Below are 20,232 nucleotides of genomic sequence, written 5' to 3'. Positions count from 1 at the left end.
AAGGGCCCCTGCTGATGAGCGACTCCACGGACATCCGGGTATTGGTAGCCGATGATCAGGCCACCGTGCGCGATGGCCTGGCCACGATCCTCGAATACTCACCCGGCGTGAGCGTGGTGGGCACCGCCGAAAACGGTGAGCAGGCCGTGGCGCTCGCTCGGGAAACCCGGCCCGACGTGGTGCTGATGGATCTGCGCATGCCCATCCTGGATGGTGCGGCGGCGACCCAGCAGATCCGCGCCGAACTCCCCGGTACCGCCGTGCTGGTGCTCACCACCTATGCCGATGACTCCTCGATCGCCGGGGCGCTGTCGGCCGGTGCCTCCGGCTACCTGACCAAGAGTGCGGGCCGCGAGCAGATCCTCGCCGCCCTGACCGCCACGGTCGCCGGGCAGCAGACATTTGCCCCCGAGGTGGCCGCGGTGATGATCCGTGGGCTCGGGCAGCGCTCGGCCCTGCAGACCCTCGCCCGCGAGGCCGGACTGACCGAGCGCGAGAGCGACGTGCTCGAGCGGATGGGGCAGGGCGCGAGCAACCGCGAGATCGCCGAGGCAATGTTTGTCTCGCTCTCCACGGTCAAGACCCACACCAACAACCTCTTCGCCAAGCTCGGGGTCTCCTCCCGAGCCGAGGCAATCGCCCGGCTGGGCGAGAGCGGCTAAACCAGCCCCTCGCTCAGTCGGCCGTCGGCCATCTGCCAGCGACGCGTCAAACGCACGTTTTCCAGCATCCGGCGGTCGTGGGTGACCAGGAGCAGGGTGCCGGTGTAGCTTTCCAATGCCTGCTCAAGCTGTTCGATCGCGGCCAGGTCGAGGTGGTTGGTCGGCTCATCGAGCACCAGCAGGTTAACGCCGCGGGCCTGAAGCAGCGCGAGCCCGGCCCGGGTGCGCTCACCGGGGGAGAGCTCGTCCACCGGACGATCCACGTGGTCGGCGCGCAGTCCGAACTTGGCTAGCAGGGTACGTACCTCGCCGATTTCCAGCTCGGGCAGCCGCGCGGCCATCGTTTCGGCCAGGGAGGCATCACCGACCAGCTGCGCGCGGGCCTGATCAACCTCGCCAATCGCGACGCTGGAGCCGAGCGAGGCGCGTCCGCTATCCGGGGTGAGCCGCCCGAGCAGCAGCGCGAGCAGGGTGGACTTGCCGGCGCCGTTGGCCCCGGTGATACCGATCCGGTCGCCGCCGTTGACCTGCGCGCTGACCGGTCCAAATACGAAGCCGCCGCGATCCAGGGTGGCCGCATCCAGGGTGCACACCACGGCGCCCGAGCGCGCAGCCTGGCCGATGGTGAACTCGAGCTTCCACTCCTTACGCGGCTCCTCGACCTCCTCCAGGCGGGAAATTCGGCTCTCCATCTGGCGCACCTTCTGCGCCTGCTTCTCGCTGGATTCCACCGAGGCTTTGCGGCGGATCTTGTCGTTATCGGGCGACTTCTTCATCGCGTTGCGCACACCCTGGCTTGACCACTCGCGCTGCGTGCGCGCCCGCGAGACCAGGTCTGCCTTGGTGTCGGCGTACTCCTCATAGGCCTCGCGACGCTGGCGGCGGGCGGTTTCGCGTTCCTCCAGGTAGGCGTCGTAGCCGCCGCCGAAGAGCGAGTTACGGCCCTGATGCAGGTCGAGTTCGAGGACCTTGGTGACCGCCCGGCCGAGGAACTCGCGGTCGTGGCTGACCAGCACGGCCCCGCCGCGCAGGCCCCGGATGAAGCCCTCCAGGCGCTCCAGCCCGTCGAGGTCGAGGTCGTTGGTGGGCTCATCCAGCAGCGCGATATCGAACCGGGAGAGCAGCAGGGCGGCGAGGCCCACGCGGGCCGCCTGCCCACCGGAGAGCGCGGTCATCGCGGTCTCGATGGGGAGATCCAGGCCCAGGTCGGCGAGCACCTCGGGAATGCGGTCCTCGAGGTCCGCGGCCCCGCTGGCCAGCCAGCGGCCGAGCGCGCGGTCATAGGCGTCGGCGTTGGCTCCGGTGGGATCGGGATCGGCCAGCGCGAGCGCGGCGGAATCCATCTCCGCCTGGGCGTCGGCGCAGCCGGTGCGGCGCTCGATATACGCGGTGATCGTCTCGCCCTCGACCCGCTCGCGCTCCTGCGGGAGGTACCCCACAAACGCGTCGGCGGGGGAGCGGGTGATCGATCCGGAAACCGGGGGGACCAGGCCCGCGAGCACCCGCAGCAGGGTGGACTTTCCGGCACCGTTGACGCCGACGACGCCGATCACGTCGCCCTCGGTGACGGTCAGGTTCAGGCCCTCGAAGAGGATGCGGTGGCCGTAGCCCCCGGCGATGTCGTGGACACCCAGCGTTGCACTCATACCCCCATTCTTTCAGTCGCCGCTGATCGGGTCGAGTCACACCCCGAACCGGGCAAAAACACCGGGATTCGAGAGCATGCGCGACAGTACCTCACATCTGTTCTGCCAAGGTGTGGTGCCCTGCCGCGAAAGCGAGTGTGGCCTCGCTAGGGTGGGGTGAAACCCCGCATTTTCCTGAGGTGGCCCGATGGTTGAGCCGGGAGGTTCTGTCGAGACGGGGGCATATATGGCGGCAACACTGATCATCCTGGCGCTCGCGATCGCCGCGTTCATGTCGAATCGCGTTCCGCTGGGAGTCGTGGCGCTCGGGGTGAGCCTCGCGCTGTGGGCCACCGGGGTGCTGAGTCTGGGCGAGGTGACGGCCGGGTTCGGGGATCCCACCGTCATCTTTATCGCCTCACTGTTTGTGGTGAGCGAGGCGCTGGAATCCACCGGGGTGACCACCTGGGTGAGCACCCAGGTCATCAGCCGCGCCGGCGAAAAGCGCTCCACGCTGATTCTGGTGGTGGGCATTCTCGGGGCAATCGCCACGGCTTTGATCAGCGTCAACGGCGCGGTAGCGGCCCTGGTTCCGGTGGTTGTGGTGGTGGCGATCCGAGCCAAACTCGCGCCCTCGCAGATGCTGATTCCGCTGGCCTTCGCCGCCCATGCGGGCTCGCTGCTTGCGCTGACCGGTACCCCCGTCAACATCATCGTGAGCGAGCAGGCTGCAAACGCCGGCGCGCGCCCGTTCGGGTTTTTCGAGTTTGCCCTGGTGGGTATTCCGCTGCTGGTGGGCACCCTGCTGATTGTGGTGTTCTTCGGCCGCTTTCTGTTGCCGACCCGGCCGTTTCGTGCGCCGATGGGGGATCTGCGTGCCCACGCCGAGACGCTGCGCGAACAGTACGATCTGGATGGCGGCTCCCGCCTGATCGGCGCTAAGAAGGGCATCTCCGAGGTTGTGGTCGCGCCGCGGTCGGAGCTGATCGGGACCCACGCCTATCCGGGGATGGTGACCGGCAGCGGCTCGCTGGTGATCCTGGCGATTCAGCGCGGCGGCGAGAACATCACCGAGGAACATACGGTGCTGATGGCGGGGGACACCCTGCTCCTGACCGGCACCTGGTCGGATCTGACCCACGAGGTCGCGACCCCGGGCATGCTGGTGGTGGACGAGCCGGACATGCTGCGCCGCGGGGTGCCCCTGGGCATCGGTGCCAAGCGGGCGATGTTCACCCTGCTGGCGATGATCATCCTGCTGGCCACGGGGATTGTGCCGCCGGCCATCGCCGGTCTCGCGGCCGCGATGACCCTGGTGGTGACCGGGGTGGTGACCCCGCCGCGGGCCTACCGCAGCATCTCCTGGACTACGATCGTGCTGATCGGTGGGATGATCCCGCTCTCGACCGCCGTGGTCCAGACCGGGACCGCCGACCTCCTGGCCACGGGACTGCTGGGCATCGTGGGGGACGGATCCCCGCACCTGGCACTGCTGGCGATCTGCGCGCTCACGATGGTGCTGGGTCAGCTGATTTCTAACACCGCCACGGTGCTGATCGTGGCCCCGATCGCGCTGGTCGTCGCCGGGGATCTGGGGGTATCGGTGCTGCCGTTCATGATGGCGCTCACCGTGGCCGGGGCCGCCGCATTCCTGACCCCGGTGGCGACGCCCGCCAACACGATGGTGCTGGAACCCGGCGGGTACCGCTTCGGCGACTACTGGAAGCTGGGCCTGCCCCTGCTGCTGTTTTTCCTGGCGGTTGCGGTGTTCTACGTGCCGGTCATCTGGCCGTTTTAGCGACGTGCGGGACCACCCGGGTCGGCGCCCTTGCTAGCCTGGAGGTCCCGCGTTTTCTGGTGAAAGGTGCCGCATGGCCAAGAAGACTCCGGCCTCGGCCGGGACCCCCGCGCTGCGTGCGCTCGCCGAGGCAAAGATCGAGGTGATCGCACACGAGTACGATCACGATCCGGCCGAGAAAAACTTCGGGCTGGAGGCCGCCAGCAAGCTCGACCTGGACCCCGCCCGTGTCTTCAAAACCCTGGTGGCCAGCGTGGACGGTACCCTGACGGTCGCGGTCGTGCCGGTGGCCGGGATGCTCGACCTGAAGGCGCTCGCCCAGGCCGTGGGCGGCAAGAAGGCGGAACTCGCGGACACCGGCCTGGCCGAGCGTAAGACCGGCTACATCGTGGGTGGGATCAGTCCGGTGGGTCAGAAGACGCCGCTGCCCACGGTTATCGACGAGGAGGCCCAGCTCTACGACACCGTGTTTGTGTCCGGCGGTCGCCGCGGCCTCGATATCGAACTCGCCCCCGCAGACCTCGCCCGGATCACCGGTGCGACCTTCGCCCCGATCGCCAAGGACCGGTAGGTCTCACTTTTCGTTGAGGCGGCACATTCCCAGCGAATTCTGGATAGTGTTGCCCCATCGAGGGAGCGCGGGGGCGCGCGAACCGAGACCTTGATGAAATGGGGAACAGCATGCTGAGACGTCTCACAGTGATCGCCGCCGTCGTCGCCGGGGCAGGGCTGCTGGCGGTGATGGTCGCGCAGCTGATTTCGGGGATCGATTACCGCATCGCCGAGGACCGGGGTATCGAGCCCGGCTTGGCGCCCGCGGGAACCGTGGTGGCAACCGAAATCGGCCTGCTGCTCCTAGCCGTCGGGACGGTTACCCTCGTGGTGCTCGCGGCGACGGCGCTGATTCGGCAGGCTCGGATTCGACAGGCGCAGGTCCGATACGCTCAGATCCAACACACTCAGGCGCGAAGCTCTACAAACCCCGCGGCCTGACGACGCTGGGTAGCCTCGGCCTGCCGGTTGAGCCCGGTACACCAGCTCGGATACACCCGAAATCCGCGCTTACCCGGATGGGCCGACGAATGGAGTATCCCGAGTTCGGTGAGTGTTGCGGTGTCCCAGATAAAGGCTCCACGGTGCTCGCGATCCTCGATGAACACGATCATCCCGGCGAGGGTTGGGTCGGCGGTAAAGGGTTCGGTGATGCCGCCCTCGCCGCGCCGCCAAGCCGAGACAAATCCGCCCGGCTTGGTCGGGGTGAGCCGCGCGGTGCGGATGCGCCAGCGCGCAGAACCCAGGGTCACAATCCCCGCCGCATAGTCGGCATTTTCCACATCGTCCTCAACGCGTGCCTGCGCGGTGTCCGACGGGTCAAACAGGGTGCCCCACCAGGGCGGCAATCGGGGATCCATCGGTCCAGTCTAGCGAGCGTCAATTGGAAGATCTTGGCGCTGACGTGATGGCAAGGTCAAGTACTTTCGCCAGCGATATGTTGCTTCCGGAATCTTGAGACTCAAACCTGGCCCGGATGAATTCGTCACGGAACGAGTTTGATGGTTCAAACAGGGAATGATTGAGATTCCAGCCAGCGTGGGCGATGAGCTGAGCAAAAAACACGAGTTGAGTTCGCGTATTTCCTTCACGAAAGCTGTGGATGACGTTCAACTCGCCCCAGACCTCGGCGACCATATCAACGAAAGCTCGACGTGACAGGCCGCGGAAATAGTCGTGGGCAGCAATTCGATGAAACTGAACCTCGGCCGCATCGGTGAGCGGTTGCCCGGCCGGAAAATACCGGTGTCCGTCTTTGGACATGAAACCGCCGGTGGGAGCGGTTCTCTCCTCGCCGGCCCACTCATAGACGTCTTGGAAGAGATGACGGTGGATGGCTTTCAAATGCGCGTAGTCAAAGTGCCCGTCGATTGGATGCTCGCGAAGCTCGATAATTCGAAGGGACGTAAAGAACTCCTCGCGTTCACGCAGAGTGGCAGGGTTCTCGATGCCGAACGGTTCAGGCTCGCTAATAAAGAGGTTCCTTAAGACAGTAGTACCTGGGATGAAGTAGTCATCCCAGGCACGTTCCCTGGCGGGTTTCATTCTGGGGATGTTGTCGGTGGAGTCGTTGCCGAATCAGTCATTGTCTGTGCGGAGTCAAAGTATCTCAGCGCGATTTCACGTGCTTCGTCTCCCGAGACGAGCCCGTGTGCGCGGTCGGTGAGGATCTGGCGAAGGCGATCGTCTACGACCTCGTGCCCCGCTGCGCCGAGCGCTGCTCGGGCGAACGAAAGGTTCTGTTCGGCCTCATCTGTGGATGGTCCCAGGGGGCGGGACACTGCGTGTTCATCGGCACCTGCTGCGAGCTGAGTCATGGCGTGTCCTTTCATTAGCTGAGTCCCCCCAATTCTACCAGCCGATGGTGAATTGGCTCCGGTGAACGCCAAAATCTATTGGCCGAATTCATCGTGAAGATGTGTCGTTTGCCGAGCATTCGTCGAGACCGATCCCATCCCCCAATTTGGATGCCTCGAACCTCGATTCCAGGACTCGCACGGGCGGTGCTGCTGGGTGCATAAAACGCATCCAAAGTTGCCCATTTGGCACTATTTTTCGCATACTCAGAATATAAATAACGACCGCTTGACCAGGGGTTTAGGCGCATATCGTCCACGGTGAATCGCCGCACAACCAGCCATTTTGTTAGGATGGGTGACGTTGCGGGGTTGCCCGGAGCGTCGGTTTATAGCTGCCGGAACCCATGTGGGACCCGCGCCGGCCGTTCGCACAGAGGCAACTTTCGCAGGTGATTTCCCCTCACCAAAACATGCCGAACTGAGGCCGAGGGCCGGAAAGGATGTCGTGGTAGAACGCATTGCGATTATTGGAGCGGGACCGAGTGGAATGGCGCAGTTGCGCGCCTTTGAGGCAGCACGCGAAAGCGGCGCCGAGATCCCCGAAATTGTCTGTTTTGAAAAGCAGGCCGACTGGGGCGGACAGTGGAACTACTCGTGGCGCACCGGAATCGACCAGCACGGCGAGCCCGTGCACTCCAGCATGTACCGCAACCTGTGGTCAAACGGGCCCAAGGAAGCCCTGGAATTTGCCGACTATTCCTTCGATCAGCACTTTGGAAAGCCGATCTCCTCCTACCCGCCGCGCGCGGTGCTGTGGGACTACATCGCCGGCCGAGTTGAGGCGAGCGACGTGCGACGCTTCGTACGTTTCAACACGATTGTGCGCTGGACCCAGGAAACCGCGGATGGTTTCACCGTGGCCTCGGAAAACCTCGCCGATGGCGAAACCACCACCGAGCACTTCGACCGGATCATCGTTGCCTCCGGGCACTTCTCCTTCCCCAACGTGCCCGATTTCGAGGGGCTGGAGAACTTCACCGGTGAGGTCATGCACGCCCACGATTTCCGCGGCGCCGAGCGCCTGGCCGGCAAGCGTGTGCTGATGATCGGTGCCAGCTATTCGGCCGAGGACATCGGGATGCAGGCCCACAAGATGGGTGCCGAGCTCGTGACGCTGAGCTACCGCTCGCACGCGATGGGCTTCGACTGGCCCGCCGGGGTTGAGGAGCTGCCGCTCGCGGTCGGTTTCGATGGCAGCACCGTCACCTTCCGCGACGGATCGGTGCGCGAGGTTGACGCCGTGGTGCTCTGCACCGGCTACCTCCACAAGTACCCGTTCCTGCCGGACTCGCTCGCGCTATCCTCCCCGAACAACCTGTATCCGGACGGACTGTACAAGGGCACCGTGTGGCAGGGCAACCCGAACCTGTTCTATGTGGGCGCGCAGGACCAGTGGTTCACCTTCAACATGTTCGACGCGCAGGCCTGGTTTGTGCGCGACGTGATCCTGGGCCGCATCGCCCTGCCGGATGCCGAGGATCGGGCCGCGGATATCCGTCACTGGCTGGCCGAGTATGCGGCGCTGCCGGACCACGACTCCGAGGTCGTCTATCAGGCGAACTATATTCGCGATCTGATCGAGCGCACCGACTACCCGATGTTCGATCTCGACGAGGTTGTGCGGATCTTCCAGTCCTGGCAGCACGATAAGCAGGTGGATATCGCCCGCTATCGGGATAAGACCTACCCCTCGGTGATGACCGGCACCATGGCGGCCGTGCACCATACCCCGTGGCTGGAGGAGATGGACGACTCGATCGAGCGCTACCTCACCCCGGTGGGAACCGCCTCGGATTCTCGCGATGACGCGATCGATGTGGGAACCCGTGAGCGCGGCGTGAGCGCCGCCGCCCGAGTCACCCGCCCGACCTCGCGCCGCTAGCACCGCTAGCACCGCATAAAACGAGGCCGCCACCCGGATCCGGGTGGCGGCCTCGTTTTGATATCAAGCGGCTCCGCCGTGTGTGCGGGGATGTCCCGCGGCGACGCGAGAGACGATCCGGGAACCGTGGGTCAGTGCGCTGTCGGGCAGGTTATCCCGCGGGCACCGGCTCGTGCAGTCCGATGACCCGGTTGCGGCCGGCGAGCATGCCGAAGATCGCCTGGGCGATCACGATCCCCAGGAGTACCAACAGCGGGGTCTGCCAGGAGCCGGTGGCATCGTGGATCAGTCCGATCACGATCGGGCCAAAGGCTGCGAACAGGTAACCGATCGACTGGGCCATGCCGGACAGTGCGGCGGCCTGGCCGTGGTGCGAGGTGCGCAGACCAAACATGCTCAGCACGATCACGATCGACGCCCCACCGGCGGCACCCAGCAGCGCGGCCCAGAGGACCGCAAGGCTCGGGTTGAACAGCACGCCGATCACGCCAGCGGCCGAGAACAGCGCGGATCCCAGCGCCAGCAGACTCTGGCTCTGGGAGCGCTGCACCAGTGCCGCCGCGGTGATGGTTGAGAGCACGCCCACCAGTTGAAGCTCGGACTGATGGAATCCGGCGGTGGTGGCATCGATGCCGGCGGAGCGTTCGATCGAGGGCAGCCAGGTGATGATCGAGTAGAACACCGTGGATTGCAGTCCCATGAACGCGGTCACCTGCCAGGCCAGCGCGCTCTTCCAGGGCGAGCGGTACTGGGCGGGGTGCGGATCCAGGGCGGCGGGGCGATCGTGGCGCGGCAGGGTGCGCGAGCGCAGCTGTGGCCAGAAGACCGCCAACGCGATCACCGCGAGCCCGGCCCAGATACCCAGGGCGAGACGCCAGCCGCTGCCGTCGGCTCCGGCGATCGGGACGGCGAGTCCCGAGGCGATCGCCGCCGCCATACCCTGCACCGCCGAGTACCAGCCGGTGACGCTGCCCACCCGGTCGGGGAAGTCGCGCTTGATCAGCGAGGGCAGGACCACATTGATCACCGCAATCGCGATACCCAGCAGTACGGTGCCGATCCAGAGGCCCGGGGACCAGGGCAGCGAACGGATCACGATGGCAATGGCGAGCAGCCCGAGCGAGGCGCCGAGCGCCCGCTCCATGCCCAGTTTGCGGGCGATCAGCGGGGCAATCGGGGAGACCAGCGCGAATGCGACCAGCGGGATCGAGATCAGCACCGAGGCGAGGGCCGCCGAAATGCCGTGATCCATCTGGATATCGCCGAGGACCGGGCCCACCGGTGTGATGGCCGCGCGCAGGTTGGCGCCGATGAGCAGGATGCCCACCAGGAGCAGGCCGGTGCGGGCACCGCGGTTTGTGGTGGGTGGGGCTGAGGGTGTCGTCATGTGTGTTCTTTCGGTTTGACAGGTAAAAGTGTGGGGGCGCGGACGGGCGCTCGGGGAGCGGTCTGCGGCGGGGTGTTTGCCAGTGCATCCGGGGACGGGGAGTGTCCGGGATGCCCGTGGGGAGGCGGAGTGCTTAGGGCTCGGCGGGGGTGAACATGGACCGTGCGCACTCGACCAGGTGTGCGGCCAGGGCATCGGCGCGGTCGGCATCCCCGGCGATAATCGCATCCAGCAGTTCGTGGTGGCTCTCGTGTCCGTGGGTGAGGAAGGCGCGGAATGCCTCAACATCATCACCGTGGATGGGGAGCGATTCGAGCTGGGTAGCAACCGCGTCCAGATCCACATAGAGGTCGGCAAGGAGGGAGTTGCCCGCCGCGCGCACGATGATCTCGTGGAATTTCACGTCGTGGCCGATGTAGTCCTTCACATTATCCGATGCATCGCGCAGGGCCAGTGCCTCTCGCAGCGCCGCATGCTCGGCGGGTGTGGCACGTTCGGCCGCGCGGCGTGCCGTGTGACGCTCAAGCAGCGCACGTACCTCAAGCAGATCATCGAGGTGATCGGGGGTCACTCGGCGCGTCAGTTGAACTTGGAGTTCGCTGCGAGCCCGGACGTAGGTTCCGTCGCCGGCACGTGCCTCCAGGAGGCCCGAGTGCACAAGCGAGCGCAGCGCTTCCCGCACGCTTCCGCGGCCGATGCCGTAGGTCTTGGCGAGGGTCATCTCGGTGGGGATGCGGGTGCCCGGGGGCCACTCATCCGCGTCAATCTTGGCCCGGATGTCCGCGGCGACGCGCTGCGGTACCGTGACCGTGCGGGTGCCCGATCCGCGGTTTGCACCGGATTTCGGCGTGTTCTCGGGGGCAGAGTTGTCGGCCGAAGCTGGGGCGGAGGCGGTGTTTTTTGGCACGCGTTAAATGTAGGACATTTAGGACTAAATCACAATCGGTTTGTTCTGAGTCTCTGGGAGTCCAGCAGATTACAGGGTGTATCCGGCAACACTGGAGGACAGGTTGCACGGCATCACACCGCGGGGGCGGAGTGGGCACCAACCGGAACGGAAGTGAAAACCTCTCATGTGGGAAACCTCCGGCCGACTCCTTCGGCTACTCGCACTTCTCCAACAGCGCCACGGTTGGTCCGCCGACCAACTGGGCCGACAACTGGGTGTCACCGCGCGCACCGTCAGGCGTGATATTGCCCAGCTCCGCGAGGGTGGATATCCGATCGAATCCACCTTCGGAACCGGCGGCGGCTACTACCTCGACCCTGGCACCGCCCTACCGCCGATCGTGATCGACGCGGATGAGGCCGTGGCCGTGCAGCTCGCACTGCGTGCCGCGAAGATGCATCGTGAATACCGCGATGAGCTCCTGGACACGGTGAGCGAGAAAATCAGCGCGGTCATGCCGGGCAAGCTCGACTCGACGATGGAGGCTCTGTACCGGCATGCGGACTTCCTGGACATCTCGCACCTGGCTGGGATGGCCATCGACGCACCGCCACCGCTGCTGTTGATCCGACTCGCCCGCGCCTGTCGGGAACGTCGACGGGTGGATGCCGAGTTTTCGGACCCCGTAGGTCGCGTCATTAGTCGCCGGATCGAGCCGCTGCGACTCGCGTATTCGCGGGGTGCCTGGCATGCGGTGGTGTTTTTGTTGGAGTCGGCTGAGTGGAAGGTGATCCCGCTGGAGCGATTCCGGCGGGTCGCGATCACCTCGGTGGTTTCAGTCCCGCGTCGTGAGCCCGCAATGGATCTGGACCGTTTTGTTCGTGAGCACACCGGCGCACCTGCCCTGAGGCAGTACGTGGTGCGGATCGAGCGTGACCTCTCCCGGGTGCGCCGCTGGGTGCTGCCGGCCTGGGGCAGGGTGGAGCGAGCGGGGGAGGGGAGCAGCGTGATTCGGATCACCGCCCCCGATTCCGATGCCGTCGCCCGCTGGCTGTTGCTGCTGGATGCCGACGTCGAGGTGTTGGAACCGGAAGACCTCAAACTTGCCTTTGCCGAGTTGGCCGCGCGGGCGTCACGGGCCAGCGGGCGAGAGACTGAGCTGCCCAGCGAGGTCGCCTAGCGTTCTGCCTGCCTGCCTGCCTGCCTGCCTGCCTGCCTGCCTGCCTGTCTGCTAGCTAGCGAATGAGCCGCGGAACCACTCGGACGTAGACGAGCATGCCGGTCAGCTCAACAAGCGTCTGGGTGACCACCACCAGGGCCGCGGCCTGCAGAGGTTCGGGGAGGGCGAGAGCGAGGGGCAGGACCACGAGGGAGTTTCGGGTGGCACCGCTCATGGTGAGCGCGCGGGTGCCCGGCACATCCAGAACGAAGAGCTTCCCGATCAGGATTCCCAACGGGAACATCACGATCAGGAACAGGACATAGGTGGGAACTGCGATCAGCACCGTCATGATCTCCGCGCCGATCTTCGCGCTCTGCGCACCCACCACCGTAAACAGGGTGGCCATCATGAGCGGGACCATGCCCACGGTGCCCGCCCGGTCGATGCCGCGCGCGAGGCGGGAGCGTCGCCGGGTGGCCTGCACCACGGCGGCGACGATCAGCGGAATCAGGAGCAGCACAACCAGGGCCTCGATAAACGGACCGGCTTCGATCTGGAAGGAGTCGCCGCCCACCATCAGCGGCAGGTAGAGCGGAATCAGGACTGCCTGCACCAGCAGCAGCAGCGGTGCGGTCGCAAGCAGACGGTCGCGGGCACCGCCGGCGAGTCCGGTGAACGCGATCACGTAGTCCACGCACGGTGCCAGCAGGACCAACACCACGCCTACCCGGATGCCCGTGTCCACCGGGTATGCGGCCAGCAGAAGCCCGCGATCGGTGCGGGTCAGCAGCCACACCACCGCCGGTACCACCACAAAGTTCAGGGTGAGGATCGCCCCGATAAAGCGCCCATCGCGCAGTGCGGGTGCGAGCCAGGCGAGTGGGACCGCAAGGAACGTGGCACACATGAGCAGCGCCAGGATCGGGGTGAGCGCGAGCTCGAGGGGGTGCGCGAGTCTCGGAGCCCAGGCACCCGCCACGATGCCCAGGAGCACCGCGGCGAGGCACAGCGGAAGTTGGAAGCGTTCGAGGCGTTCGATTATGGCTCGACCCGGTCGGGATGTGAGCCCACGCGTCCGTCCTCACGGCCCAGGGAATCGATGAGGGCGAGGTCACTCGGGGTGAGGTCGAAGTTGTCCAGGGCGAGGTTTTCGGCCATCCGGGACGGGGTGACCGACTTGGGGATCACGATGCGGCCCTGCTGCAGGTGCCAGCGCAGAATGACCTGCGCCGGGCTGCGATCCACCCGGGCTGCGATTCGGGCAATCTCGGGGTCCTCCAGTCCCTTGCCACGCGCCAGCGGACTCCACGCCTCGGTGGCAATTCCATGCTCGCGGTGAAAGGCGACGGCCTCGTGCTGGGGCAGTGCGGGGTGCAGCTCGATCTGGTTGATCGCGGGAACCACCTCGGCCCCCTCCAGCAGTCGGGTCAGGTGGGTGGGGGTGAAGTTGGAGACGCCGATCGCACGTACCCGACCGTCGGCATAGAGCCGTTCCAGGGCCTGCCAGGTCTCGCGGTACAGATCTTGCTGGGGGCAGGGCCAGTGGATCAGGAACATGTCGAGGGTGTCGAGTCCCAGCAGTTCCATGCTGCGATCGAAGGCGGCGAGGGTCTTGTCAAAACCGTGTTCGGTGTTCCACACCTTGCTGGTGATGAATAGCTCGTCACGTGTGAGCCCCGATTCGGCGATTGCTCGACCGACACCGGCCTCGTTGCCGTAGAGCGCGGCGGTGTCGATGCTGCGATAGCCCAGGTCTAGCGCGGTAGCAACCGCGGTGCGGGTTTCCTCGTCGGGGACCTTATAGACGCCAAACCCAACCTGGGGAATGACAACACCGTTGTTCAGGGTTACGTTGGGTGTGGTCACGTGTTCTCCTTGCTCGCGAGTGTTTCTAATCTACTCATAGCCGGGTGAACCCGCGAAGCACATCCCATTTGCGTCACGCCCACGAAACTCTCGGGAATCGCTGCCAATCTGGTGTGACGCCAAACCGAAAGGGTCATCGATGTCTGCTCCCTCCGCTCGCCTTGCCATTACGGGTTCCACCGGTGCACTGGGAGGTGCGGTCGCGGCGGCGCTCGCCGAAGCCGGACGCGAGCAACGTTTGATCGTGCGCAGCGCCGGTCGTGCTCCGCGGCTGGAGGGGGCGAGTATTGCAACCGCCTCCTATGGTCACACTCCCGAGGCTAAGGATGCGCTGCGCGGCATCGATGTGCTGTTTATGGTGTCCGCGGCCGAGAGCGCCGACCGGGTGGCCGAGCATATCGGGATGATCAATGCGGCCGCCGCGGCCGGGGTCACCCACATCGTCTATACGTCGTTTGTGGGGGCAGCCGAGGATTCGGTCTTCACCCTCGCCCGGGACCACTGGGCCACCGAGCAGCACCTGCGTGCCAGCGGTGTGAACTACACGATCCTGCGCGATAACTTCTATCTGGATGCCCTGGTGAGCTTCGCCGATGCCAACGGCGTCATTCGTGGCCCGGCGGGCGAGGGGCGTGTGGCCGCGGTGGCGCGCCGCGATATTGCGGCGGTGGCCACTCGGATTCTGCTGGACCCGGCAGCGCACCGCGGCCACACGTACACGCTGACCGGACCCGCCTCGATCACTCTCGCCGAGGTCGCAGAAGCCCTAACCCGGCACACCGGTACACCCACCCGATTTGAAAACGAGACGGTCGAGGAGGCCTACGCCTCTCGCGCCCACTACGGAGTGCCGAGCTGGCAGGAGGACGCCTGGGTGTCCACCTATACGGCGATCGCAGCGGGTGAGTTTGACGTGGTGACCGACGACATCCGGCTGCTCACCGGCGAGCCGGCTACCGGGATCGAAGCCCTGCTGACCAGCGCTGAATAGCACCGTCGCCGGCGCCGGGTAACGCCGTCGAACTACACGGTCGGCCATCGCGGGGTAGCACCGCTGACCAGCGCCAGGGAGCGCCGTTCGCTAGGCTGGGATGGTGGGCACCGCGGGTGTCCACCATCTTGCTGCGTGGCGAAAGGGATCATCATGGGAACCATCGGCCTGATTTTGGGTATCGCAATCGTGGCGGTGGTCCTGGTGCTGTTCCTGCGCCGATCCCGTTCGGTGTTTGCCGAACAGGGTACCGCGGGTACCCCCACCGAACGCGGTGGCATCGCCGACGCGAACCGGTTCGATATCGTGCAGATTCCCGCCGATGAGCCCGGTGCACGCGAGTACATCCTGCGGGATGACAAGACCGGCTCGCGCATCCAGGTGATGACCGTATTCACCCGCGCGCAGGTGGTTCAGGTGGTCATCCCCAAGAAGCACCTGGGCACCGGTGTGGAGTTTGAACTGTTCCACGCGGTCGCCGCCAACCTCCCCGAGGTGGAGAACTGGACCTGGCCGCCGATGACTGTGGAGGGCCGCGACGCCCTGGCTCGCTATGTTCGCGAGAACCCCGGCGTCGTGTTCTACGACTCCAACGGACTGCAGATCCGCTAGCGATCTAGCGCTCGTTAGCTCTCATCGGCGGCTCCGATCGGCCCCAGCAGGCTTGCGGCCACGGTGGCGTGCGCGGATTCGGCATCCGAGGGATGGAAGATTCCGGCGAGCACATCGCGGTAGAGCCGGGACAGTTCGTTGGAGCTGAAGTAGCTGGACCCGCCGGAAACCCGGATCGCGTGGTCCACCACCCGGCGTGCCTGCTCGGTGGCACGATGCTTGAGACCGGAGAGCTGGGCGAACCAGCGCGCGCCGTGTGGGGCATCGGTATCGAAGTCTCGGGCGATGGTGGCGAGCTGGGGAAGGATCGCGTCGATCAGCAGACCCGCGTCGGCGATCTGCCAGCGAATGTCGGGGTCGTCGGAATACGGGCGTCCGGACTTTTTGGAGCGCCGGGTGGTGACCGTCTGCACAGCGAGCTCCAGCGCCCGCTCGGCGATGCCGGTATAGACCGAGGCCAGCAGGATCTCAAACGCGGCAAAGATGCCAAAGACGAGGGGGTCTCCGCCCGGGCCCACATCGAGTCGGCGAACCACCCGCTCGGCCGGCGCATAGGCCCCGTGTAGTTCGGTGGTGCGGGACTGGCTCGCCCGCATTCCCAGGGTGTCCCAGTCGTCGCGGTGCACCACGTTCTTGTCGCGGGCCACAAAACCGAAAACGATCTTGGGGGCATCGGGTGATGAGTTGTCGCGACCCATGGTGCCCAGGTGGGACCAGGCGGGGGAGAGCGAGGTGAAGATTTTGGTGCCGGTGAAGCGATAGCCGCCGGTCCCATCGGGTTCGGCGACGGTGTCCGAATCGAAGAGGACGAGGTCATTGCCGGCCTCGCTCACGCCGAAGGCAAACACCTCGCCGGCGACCGCCCCACGCAGCACAAAGTCGAGGCTCGAGTCTCCGCGCTCGTACAGGTAGCGGGCGACCGAAACCCACACCTGATGCATGTTGATGGCCAGCGCCGTGGCCGGTGCCGCCCCGGCCAACAGACGCTGGGCGCGGCTGAGTTCGGGCAAACCAAAGCCTGAACCGCCGAGTTCCACCGGCACACCGGCGCTCAGATAACCGGCCGCCGTCAGATCGGCCAGGTCTGCGTCGAAGAAAACGTTGTTCGCGTCGTTTTCCGCCGCGCGGGCGTGGATCGCCGCCAGGACCTCCGCGGTCAGCAATGAGTCGACGGAAGCGGGCTCTGCGACGGATGTCGGCTCGGCGTCCGCGGTAAGCTCCGCGGCAAGCTCGGCGGCAAGCTCGGCGGCAAGCTCGGCGGCGGCGGGGCGTGCGTCGTGGGCAACGTGCGCATCGTTGACGGCAGGGCTGGTGTTTTCGGTCATGAATCCCACCATACGCCGACCACTATCCGCTCGCATTTGAATGCGAAACCTGTGGAGAAAAAGCTAGCTGTGCAGGGCTGTGAGCAACTCGGCAAACTCGGCGAAGGCACGCTCGCTGGCCGCTCGCGCGGGCTCCAGAGCGTCCACCATCACCAGGAAGCCGTGCGGGAGTCCCGGCTCGGTCCGCACGCTTACCAGGGTGCCGGCTGCCTGCAAACGCTGGGCGAACGCGATGCCCTCGTCGTGGAGGGGATCCAGCTCGGCCGCCACCAGCAGCGTGGGCGGGAATCCGATCACCGAACCGGAGATGGGGGACACGCTGGAGGCACCCCTATCGATGCCCGCGGGCACCCACTGCTCGATGTACCACTCCAGATCGGCGGTATCCAGGCCGTGCCCGGTTCCATACTTCTCGACGCTGGGGAATGAAAGGGTCATATCCGTCATTGGGTAGCCCAGCAACAGTGCGTGCACCCGCTCGCCCTGGGCGAGCAGACGCGCGGTTGCCAGGAGCGCGATCGCCGCACCGGCGCTGTCTCCGGCCAACGCGATGCGCGGAGTCCGGCTCCGAGCATAGGCAACGGCGGCGATCGCATCGTCCACGGCGGCCGGTGCCGGGTGCTCGGGTGCGCGGCGATAGTCGACGGCGATGACCGCGGTCGAGGTGGCCTCCGCGAGGCGTCGGCACAGGGCGTCGTGGGAGGCCAGGTCGCCCACCACAAAGCCGCCACCGTGCAGGTAGACGATGCTGGTTTCGGGATCCGCCTCGGCCGGAACGTAGGTGCGTACTCGCACATCAGCACCCACCGTGGACTCCAAGACCTCGGCCATTGCCGGTCCCGGGGCGCGGGTGGACGCCCGATCGGCCCCTCGGCCACGCACCCGCTCGACGCCGAGTTCGCGGCATCCGGGGCCGCTATCCGCACGGATAGCCTCCAGCCAGGCGCTCATGTCCGGGTGCAGGGTAACGGGGGATTCCGGGGTCGTGCTCATGAGCGCAGATTATCACGCGGGGGCCGGTGCCGAGACGAACACGGCGTCCCGCGATGCCTCGGTCGCCCCAAGCCTGACTGCCCCAACGCCCACCGCCCCGGTCCAGAGGAGCCGGGGCGGTGGGAAGCGTACTAGGAGGGGATGCGGATGGGTTCGGTGTCGGGCATCGGTCCCACCTCGCGATTGCGGAGGTCTGGATGCCAGCGTTTGCCGAGCATGGGGACGATCGTGCCCAGCGCCAGGAACGCGCCGGCGACCCAGAAGGCCCCCTGCTCGCCGTTGTGGTCGATCATGAATCCGGCCGCGGCGGAACCCAGGGCCGAACCGATCAGCTGTCCGGTTCCCACCCAGCCGTAGGCCTCGGCGGTGTCGGAGAACTTCACGCTCGAGGACACGATGGCAAACAGCACGGCCAAGGCCGGGGCGATGCCGAGTCCGGCGATCAGTAGGGTGATCGCCAGGCCCCAGAAGTTCAGGAAGAACATCGCCAGCGCGACGCCGATGAAGACCACGGCCATGCGGCGTCCCAGCGCCCACGGGCCGATCGGGATGCCACCGGAGGCCAGGCCACCAAACAGGCTACCGATCGAGAAGACGGCGAGGATCAGTCCCGCCTCGATCCCGTCGTGGCCGAAGGTGGCCACCACGCCCGCCTCGACGGCCGCGACACCACCGATCAGCAGGAAGCCGACGATGGTGGCCAGCAGGACCGGAGGTCGGCGCAGCACCACACCAAACTTGCGCTTGCTGCGCGGGATGCGCACGCGGCCCACCTCGGGCAGCACGATGAACCAGAGGCCACCGCCCACCAGCATGACCATCGCGGTGAGGATGCCCCACTGGGTGCCCACCTGGGTCGCGATGAAGGTGGTGATGACCGGGCCGAGGACCCAGATGATCTCCTGGGCGGAGGCATCCAGGGAGAACAGCGGGGTGAGCTGCTTGGAGTTGACCATCTTGGGATAGATGGTGCGCACGGCCGGCTGGACCGGGGGCGTGCTCAGTCCGCAGATCACGGCGAGGATGACATAGATGCCGACATCGCCGTGGATCAGGGCGATTGAGGTGCCGGATATGGCACACACGGCGGTCGTGAGGATGAGGACCGGGCGGATTCCCCAGGCTCCCATCCATCGGCTGGTCAGGGGTCCCGCAACCGCCTGGCCGATACTTGTGGCGGCTAGAACCAGGCCCGCCTTGCCGTAGGACCCGGTGACCTGCTCCACGTGTAGGAGGAAGGCCAGCGAGAGCATTCCAAAGGGAAAGCGTGCCACGAGCTGGGCGGTGATGATTCGACCGACTCCCGGGGTCGCCAGGAGGTTCGAATATGCACTCATATGTTAATTGTAAGCGCCGATGTGGCACTCGTCGTGGCGGCTCCTCGGGAGCGGATGGGGCGAGGTTCAAGACACGCCGCGGGGAGGGATTGAGACGAAAAATGATGTCGGTGGTGACGCATAGTGTGAGCCCCATCGAAGACACGCCGGTCACGGCGTTTATTGCCCCCAAACCACGGGGTAGTCCGTCCCCAGCAATTGTGGAAAACCCGGTGGAAGAACGGTGGATAACTCCCAAAAACGGTGGACAACCCCGTGGATAACTACATTGGTGCAACTACTACCCCTTGGGGTACGAGACAGATCGAGCAACTAGATGTAGTATTGAAGGCGGGGCACAAGTTGCCGCACAAGCCAACAAATTAGAGATAAAGGGGAACTGCGAAGATGACGATTACCGTTTACACCAAGCCGTCCTGCGTCCAGTGCACCGCGACCTACCGCGCGCTCGATAGCAAGGGCCTCGAATACGAGGTTCTCGACGTTTCTGCCGACGAAAACGCCCTCGAAGCCGTCAAGGCTCTGGGGTACCTGCAGGCCCCCGTGGTCATCGCAGATGACGAGCACTGGTCCGGTTTCCGCCCGGACAAGATCGAGGAACTGGCCGCTCGCCTCGCCTAGGTTGGCGTGAGGTGGTTTCGGAAATCCGAACCACGCTCCACCAACACCGCGACGTCATCGCGTCGCCACCACGCAACCATCGTTCGGATCGTTTAGGACTCCGTTTGTGAGGTGTGTGGTGCCCTCCCCGGGTGATTCGTTGAGGGGAACGAATTTGCCCGCGTGTTTGACCGCGACCGACCTACCAGGGGGAGTCGCCGCCGGGCACAGCACCACCGGCACCGGTTCACGGTGCTCTCACCTTGGAGGGATCCCGATGAGCACAAATCTCGTCTACTTCTCCAGTATCTCCGGCAACACCCACCGTTTCATTGAAAAGTTGGGTATGCCGGCCGCGCGAATCCCGCTCTATGCACGGGAGCCCGCGCTTCAGGTCACCGAACCCTACGTTCTTGTTCTGCCCACATACGGTGGCGGAGAGGTCGGGGGTGCGGTACCGAAGCAGGTGATCCGTTTCCTCAACGATGTGGATAACAGGTCCCTGATCCGTGGCGTGATTGCCGCGGGCAACACCAATTTTGGTGAGGCGTACTGCCTTGCTGGGGACATCATCGCCCAGAAATGTAAGGTTCCGATGATGTTCCGATTTGAACTATTTGGCACTCCGGACGACGTACAGGTTGTCCACGATGGATTGGAAGAATTTTGGGACCGTCACTGACCGAGTCACC

At 65.4% G+C, this 20,232-nt stretch carries 20 protein-coding genes; 10 read left to right on the top strand and 10 right to left on the bottom strand.

Translation table 11 applies throughout. The features are described 5' to 3' along the window. Nucleotides 1–14 precede the first annotated feature (14 nt). Entirely contained in the window at nt 15–662 is a 648-nt protein-coding gene (locus D9V34_RS01815) for a response regulator transcription factor (RefSeq protein WP_121687227.1), read from the top strand. Here D9V34_RS01815 and abc-f read toward each other — a convergent pair. Further along, nucleotides 659–2,308: a ribosomal protection-like ABC-F family protein gene (abc-f, locus tag D9V34_RS01810; RefSeq protein ID WP_121687226.1), complete on the bottom strand. Its 1,650-nt coding sequence runs from the start codon at nt 2,306–2,308 to the stop codon at nt 659–661. The genes D9V34_RS01815 and abc-f overlap by 4 nt on opposite strands. 226 nt (nt 2,309–2,534) lie before the next feature. On the opposite strand from abc-f, the gene D9V34_RS01805 reads away from it, so the two are divergent. The 3 genes from D9V34_RS01805 to D9V34_RS01795 all read left to right on the top strand — a co-directional run bounded on the left by D9V34_RS01805 (nt 2,535) and on the right by D9V34_RS01795 (nt 5,078). Then, nucleotides 2,535–4,085, top strand: a complete 1,551-nt coding sequence (locus D9V34_RS01805; protein WP_121687225.1) for an SLC13 family permease — start codon at nt 2,535–2,537, stop codon at nt 4,083–4,085. Nucleotides 4,086–4,158: 73 nt separating this feature from the next. Beyond that, complete coding sequence (ybaK, locus tag D9V34_RS01800) at nt 4,159–4,656, top strand: Cys-tRNA(Pro) deacylase (protein WP_121687224.1); 498 nt, start codon at nt 4,159–4,161, stop codon at nt 4,654–4,656. 110 nt (nt 4,657–4,766) lie between these two features. Then, nucleotides 4,767–5,078: a hypothetical protein gene (locus D9V34_RS01795; protein ID WP_147441591.1), complete on the top strand. Its 312-nt coding sequence runs from the start codon at nt 4,767–4,769 to the stop codon at nt 5,076–5,078. Here D9V34_RS01795 and D9V34_RS01790 read toward each other — a convergent pair. Together D9V34_RS01790 and D9V34_RS01785 are read right to left on the bottom strand one after the other, a co-directional pair. Beyond that, nucleotides 5,045–5,497 carry a MepB family protein gene (locus D9V34_RS01790; RefSeq protein ID WP_121687222.1) on the bottom strand — a complete coding sequence of 151 codons (453 nt, stop codon included), beginning with the start codon at nt 5,495–5,497 and terminating at the stop codon, nt 5,045–5,047. The genes D9V34_RS01795 and D9V34_RS01790 overlap by 34 nt on opposite strands. Before the next feature lie 19 nt (nt 5,498–5,516). After that, a complete protein-coding gene (locus D9V34_RS01785) occupies nt 5,517–6,182 on the bottom strand; it encodes a Fic/DOC family protein (protein WP_121687221.1) in 666 nt (221 codons plus the stop codon). Nucleotides 6,183–6,941: 759 nt separating this feature from the next. Between D9V34_RS01785 and D9V34_RS01775 the strand changes: the two genes are divergently transcribed. Further along, complete coding sequence (locus D9V34_RS01775; protein WP_121687219.1) at nt 6,942–8,378, top strand: NAD(P)-binding domain-containing protein; 1,437 nt, start codon at nt 6,942–6,944, stop codon at nt 8,376–8,378. A gap of 151 nt (nt 8,379–8,529) precedes the next feature. Here the strand turns inward: D9V34_RS01775 and D9V34_RS01770 are convergent, their stop codons facing one another. Continuing rightward, nucleotides 8,530–9,765: a CynX/NimT family MFS transporter gene (locus D9V34_RS01770; RefSeq protein ID WP_121687218.1), complete on the bottom strand. Its 1,236-nt coding sequence runs from the start codon at nt 9,763–9,765 to the stop codon at nt 8,530–8,532. Nucleotides 9,766–9,898: 133 nt separating this feature from the next. Further along, entirely contained in the window at nt 9,899–10,672 is a 774-nt protein-coding gene (locus D9V34_RS01765; RefSeq protein ID WP_121687217.1) for a FadR/GntR family transcriptional regulator, read from the bottom strand. A 166-nt stretch (nt 10,673–10,838) separates the two neighbouring features. Between D9V34_RS01765 and D9V34_RS01760 the strand changes: the two genes are divergently transcribed. Further along, nucleotides 10,839–11,834 carry a helix-turn-helix transcriptional regulator gene (locus D9V34_RS01760; RefSeq protein ID WP_121687216.1) on the top strand — a complete coding sequence of 332 codons (996 nt, stop codon included), beginning with the start codon at nt 10,839–10,841 and terminating at the stop codon, nt 11,832–11,834. A gap of 55 nt (nt 11,835–11,889) precedes the next feature. Here the strand turns inward: D9V34_RS01760 and D9V34_RS01755 are convergent, their stop codons facing one another. After that, nucleotides 11,890–12,810, bottom strand: coding sequence for an arsenic resistance protein (locus D9V34_RS01755; RefSeq protein ID WP_245991815.1), 921 nt, complete (start codon nt 12,808–12,810; stop codon nt 11,890–11,892). A 44-nt stretch (nt 12,811–12,854) separates the two neighbouring features. Further along, nucleotides 12,855–13,682 carry an aldo/keto reductase gene (locus tag D9V34_RS01750; RefSeq protein ID WP_121687214.1) on the bottom strand — a complete coding sequence of 276 codons (828 nt, stop codon included), beginning with the start codon at nt 13,680–13,682 and terminating at the stop codon, nt 12,855–12,857. 139 nt (nt 13,683–13,821) lie between these two features. Between D9V34_RS01750 and D9V34_RS01745 the strand changes: the two genes are divergently transcribed. Both D9V34_RS01745 and D9V34_RS01740 read left to right on the top strand, forming a co-directional pair. After that, complete coding sequence (locus D9V34_RS01745) at nt 13,822–14,673, top strand: SDR family oxidoreductase (protein ID WP_121687213.1); 852 nt, start codon at nt 13,822–13,824, stop codon at nt 14,671–14,673. A gap of 153 nt (nt 14,674–14,826) precedes the next feature. Continuing rightward, nucleotides 14,827–15,285: a hypothetical protein gene (locus D9V34_RS01740; RefSeq protein ID WP_121687212.1), complete on the top strand. Its 459-nt coding sequence runs from the start codon at nt 14,827–14,829 to the stop codon at nt 15,283–15,285. A 14-nt stretch (nt 15,286–15,299) separates the two neighbouring features. Here the strand turns inward: D9V34_RS01740 and D9V34_RS01735 are convergent, their stop codons facing one another. The 3 genes from D9V34_RS01735 to D9V34_RS01725 all read right to left on the bottom strand — a co-directional run bounded on the left by D9V34_RS01735 (nt 15,300) and on the right by D9V34_RS01725 (nt 18,940). After that, nucleotides 15,300–16,610 carry an acyl-CoA dehydrogenase family protein gene (locus tag D9V34_RS01735; protein WP_121687317.1) on the bottom strand — a complete coding sequence of 437 codons (1,311 nt, stop codon included), beginning with the start codon at nt 16,608–16,610 and terminating at the stop codon, nt 15,300–15,302. A 63-nt stretch (nt 16,611–16,673) separates the two neighbouring features. Beyond that, nucleotides 16,674–17,603 carry an alpha/beta hydrolase gene (locus D9V34_RS01730; RefSeq protein WP_121687211.1) on the bottom strand — a complete coding sequence of 310 codons (930 nt, stop codon included), beginning with the start codon at nt 17,601–17,603 and terminating at the stop codon, nt 16,674–16,676. A gap of 131 nt (nt 17,604–17,734) precedes the next feature. Then, nucleotides 17,735–18,940: an MFS transporter gene (locus D9V34_RS01725; RefSeq protein WP_121687210.1), complete on the bottom strand. Its 1,206-nt coding sequence runs from the start codon at nt 18,938–18,940 to the stop codon at nt 17,735–17,737. A gap of 387 nt (nt 18,941–19,327) precedes the next feature. Between D9V34_RS01725 and nrdH the strand changes: the two genes are divergently transcribed. Then, nucleotides 19,328–19,561: a glutaredoxin-like protein NrdH gene (gene nrdH / locus D9V34_RS01720; protein ID WP_030148329.1), complete on the top strand. Its 234-nt coding sequence runs from the start codon at nt 19,328–19,330 to the stop codon at nt 19,559–19,561. Between the two features lie 256 nt (nt 19,562–19,817). Beyond that, the gene (gene nrdI, locus D9V34_RS01715) at nt 19,818–20,222 is read left to right on the top strand and encodes a class Ib ribonucleoside-diphosphate reductase assembly flavoprotein NrdI (RefSeq protein ID WP_121687209.1); all 405 of its coding nucleotides are present in this window, start codon (nt 19,818–19,820) and stop codon (nt 20,220–20,222) included. The last annotated feature ends 10 nt before the right edge of the window (nt 20,223–20,232 follow it).

Origin of the sequence: Mycetocola lacteus (assembly GCF_003667575.1) — a bacterium.
In the GTDB taxonomy this organism is placed as follows: Bacteria; Actinomycetota; Actinomycetes; order Actinomycetales; family Microbacteriaceae; genus Mycetocola; species Mycetocola lacteus.
The sequence above is the reverse complement of the archived record's forward strand: the minus strand, read 5'-3'. Positions and strand labels throughout refer to the sequence as shown.

What these genes read in the sequence shown, in the direction of transcription:
- D9V34_RS01815 (WP_121687227.1), top strand. Translation starts at nt 15, where the DNA reads ATGAGCGACTCCACGGACATCCGGGTATTGGTAGCCGATGATCAGGCC.
- D9V34_RS01760 (WP_121687216.1), top strand. Translation starts at nt 10,839, where the DNA reads ATGTGGGAAACCTCCGGCCGACTCCTTCGGCTACTCGCACTTCTCCAA.
- D9V34_RS01730 (WP_121687211.1), bottom strand. Translation starts at nt 17,603, where the DNA reads ATGAGCACGACCCCGGAATCCCCCGTTACCCTGCACCCGGACATGAGC.
- nrdI (WP_121687209.1), top strand. Translation starts at nt 19,818, where the DNA reads ATGAGCACAAATCTCGTCTACTTCTCCAGTATCTCCGGCAACACCCAC.
- abc-f (WP_121687226.1), bottom strand. Translation starts at nt 2,308, where the DNA reads ATGAGTGCAACGCTGGGTGTCCACGACATCGCCGGGGGCTACGGCCAC.
- D9V34_RS01745 (WP_121687213.1), top strand. Translation starts at nt 13,822, where the DNA reads ATGTCTGCTCCCTCCGCTCGCCTTGCCATTACGGGTTCCACCGGTGCA.
- D9V34_RS01805 (WP_121687225.1), top strand. Translation starts at nt 2,535, where the DNA reads ATGGCGGCAACACTGATCATCCTGGCGCTCGCGATCGCCGCGTTCATG.
- D9V34_RS01795 (WP_147441591.1), top strand. Translation starts at nt 4,767, where the DNA reads ATGCTGAGACGTCTCACAGTGATCGCCGCCGTCGTCGCCGGGGCAGGG.
- D9V34_RS01770 (WP_121687218.1), bottom strand. Translation starts at nt 9,765, where the DNA reads ATGACGACACCCTCAGCCCCACCCACCACAAACCGCGGTGCCCGCACC.
- D9V34_RS01790 (WP_121687222.1), bottom strand. Translation starts at nt 5,497, where the DNA reads ATGGATCCCCGATTGCCGCCCTGGTGGGGCACCCTGTTTGACCCGTCG.
- D9V34_RS01785 (WP_121687221.1), bottom strand. Translation starts at nt 6,182, where the DNA reads ATGAAACCCGCCAGGGAACGTGCCTGGGATGACTACTTCATCCCAGGT.
- ybaK (WP_121687224.1), top strand. Translation starts at nt 4,159, where the DNA reads ATGGCCAAGAAGACTCCGGCCTCGGCCGGGACCCCCGCGCTGCGTGCG.
- D9V34_RS01725 (WP_121687210.1), bottom strand. Translation starts at nt 18,940, where the DNA reads ATGAGTGCATATTCGAACCTCCTGGCGACCCCGGGAGTCGGTCGAATC.
- D9V34_RS01735 (WP_121687317.1), bottom strand. Translation starts at nt 16,610, where the DNA reads ATGACCGAAAACACCAGCCCTGCCGTCAACGATGCGCACGTTGCCCAC.
- D9V34_RS01740 (WP_121687212.1), top strand. Translation starts at nt 14,827, where the DNA reads ATGGGAACCATCGGCCTGATTTTGGGTATCGCAATCGTGGCGGTGGTC.
- nrdH (WP_030148329.1), top strand. Translation starts at nt 19,328, where the DNA reads ATGACGATTACCGTTTACACCAAGCCGTCCTGCGTCCAGTGCACCGCG.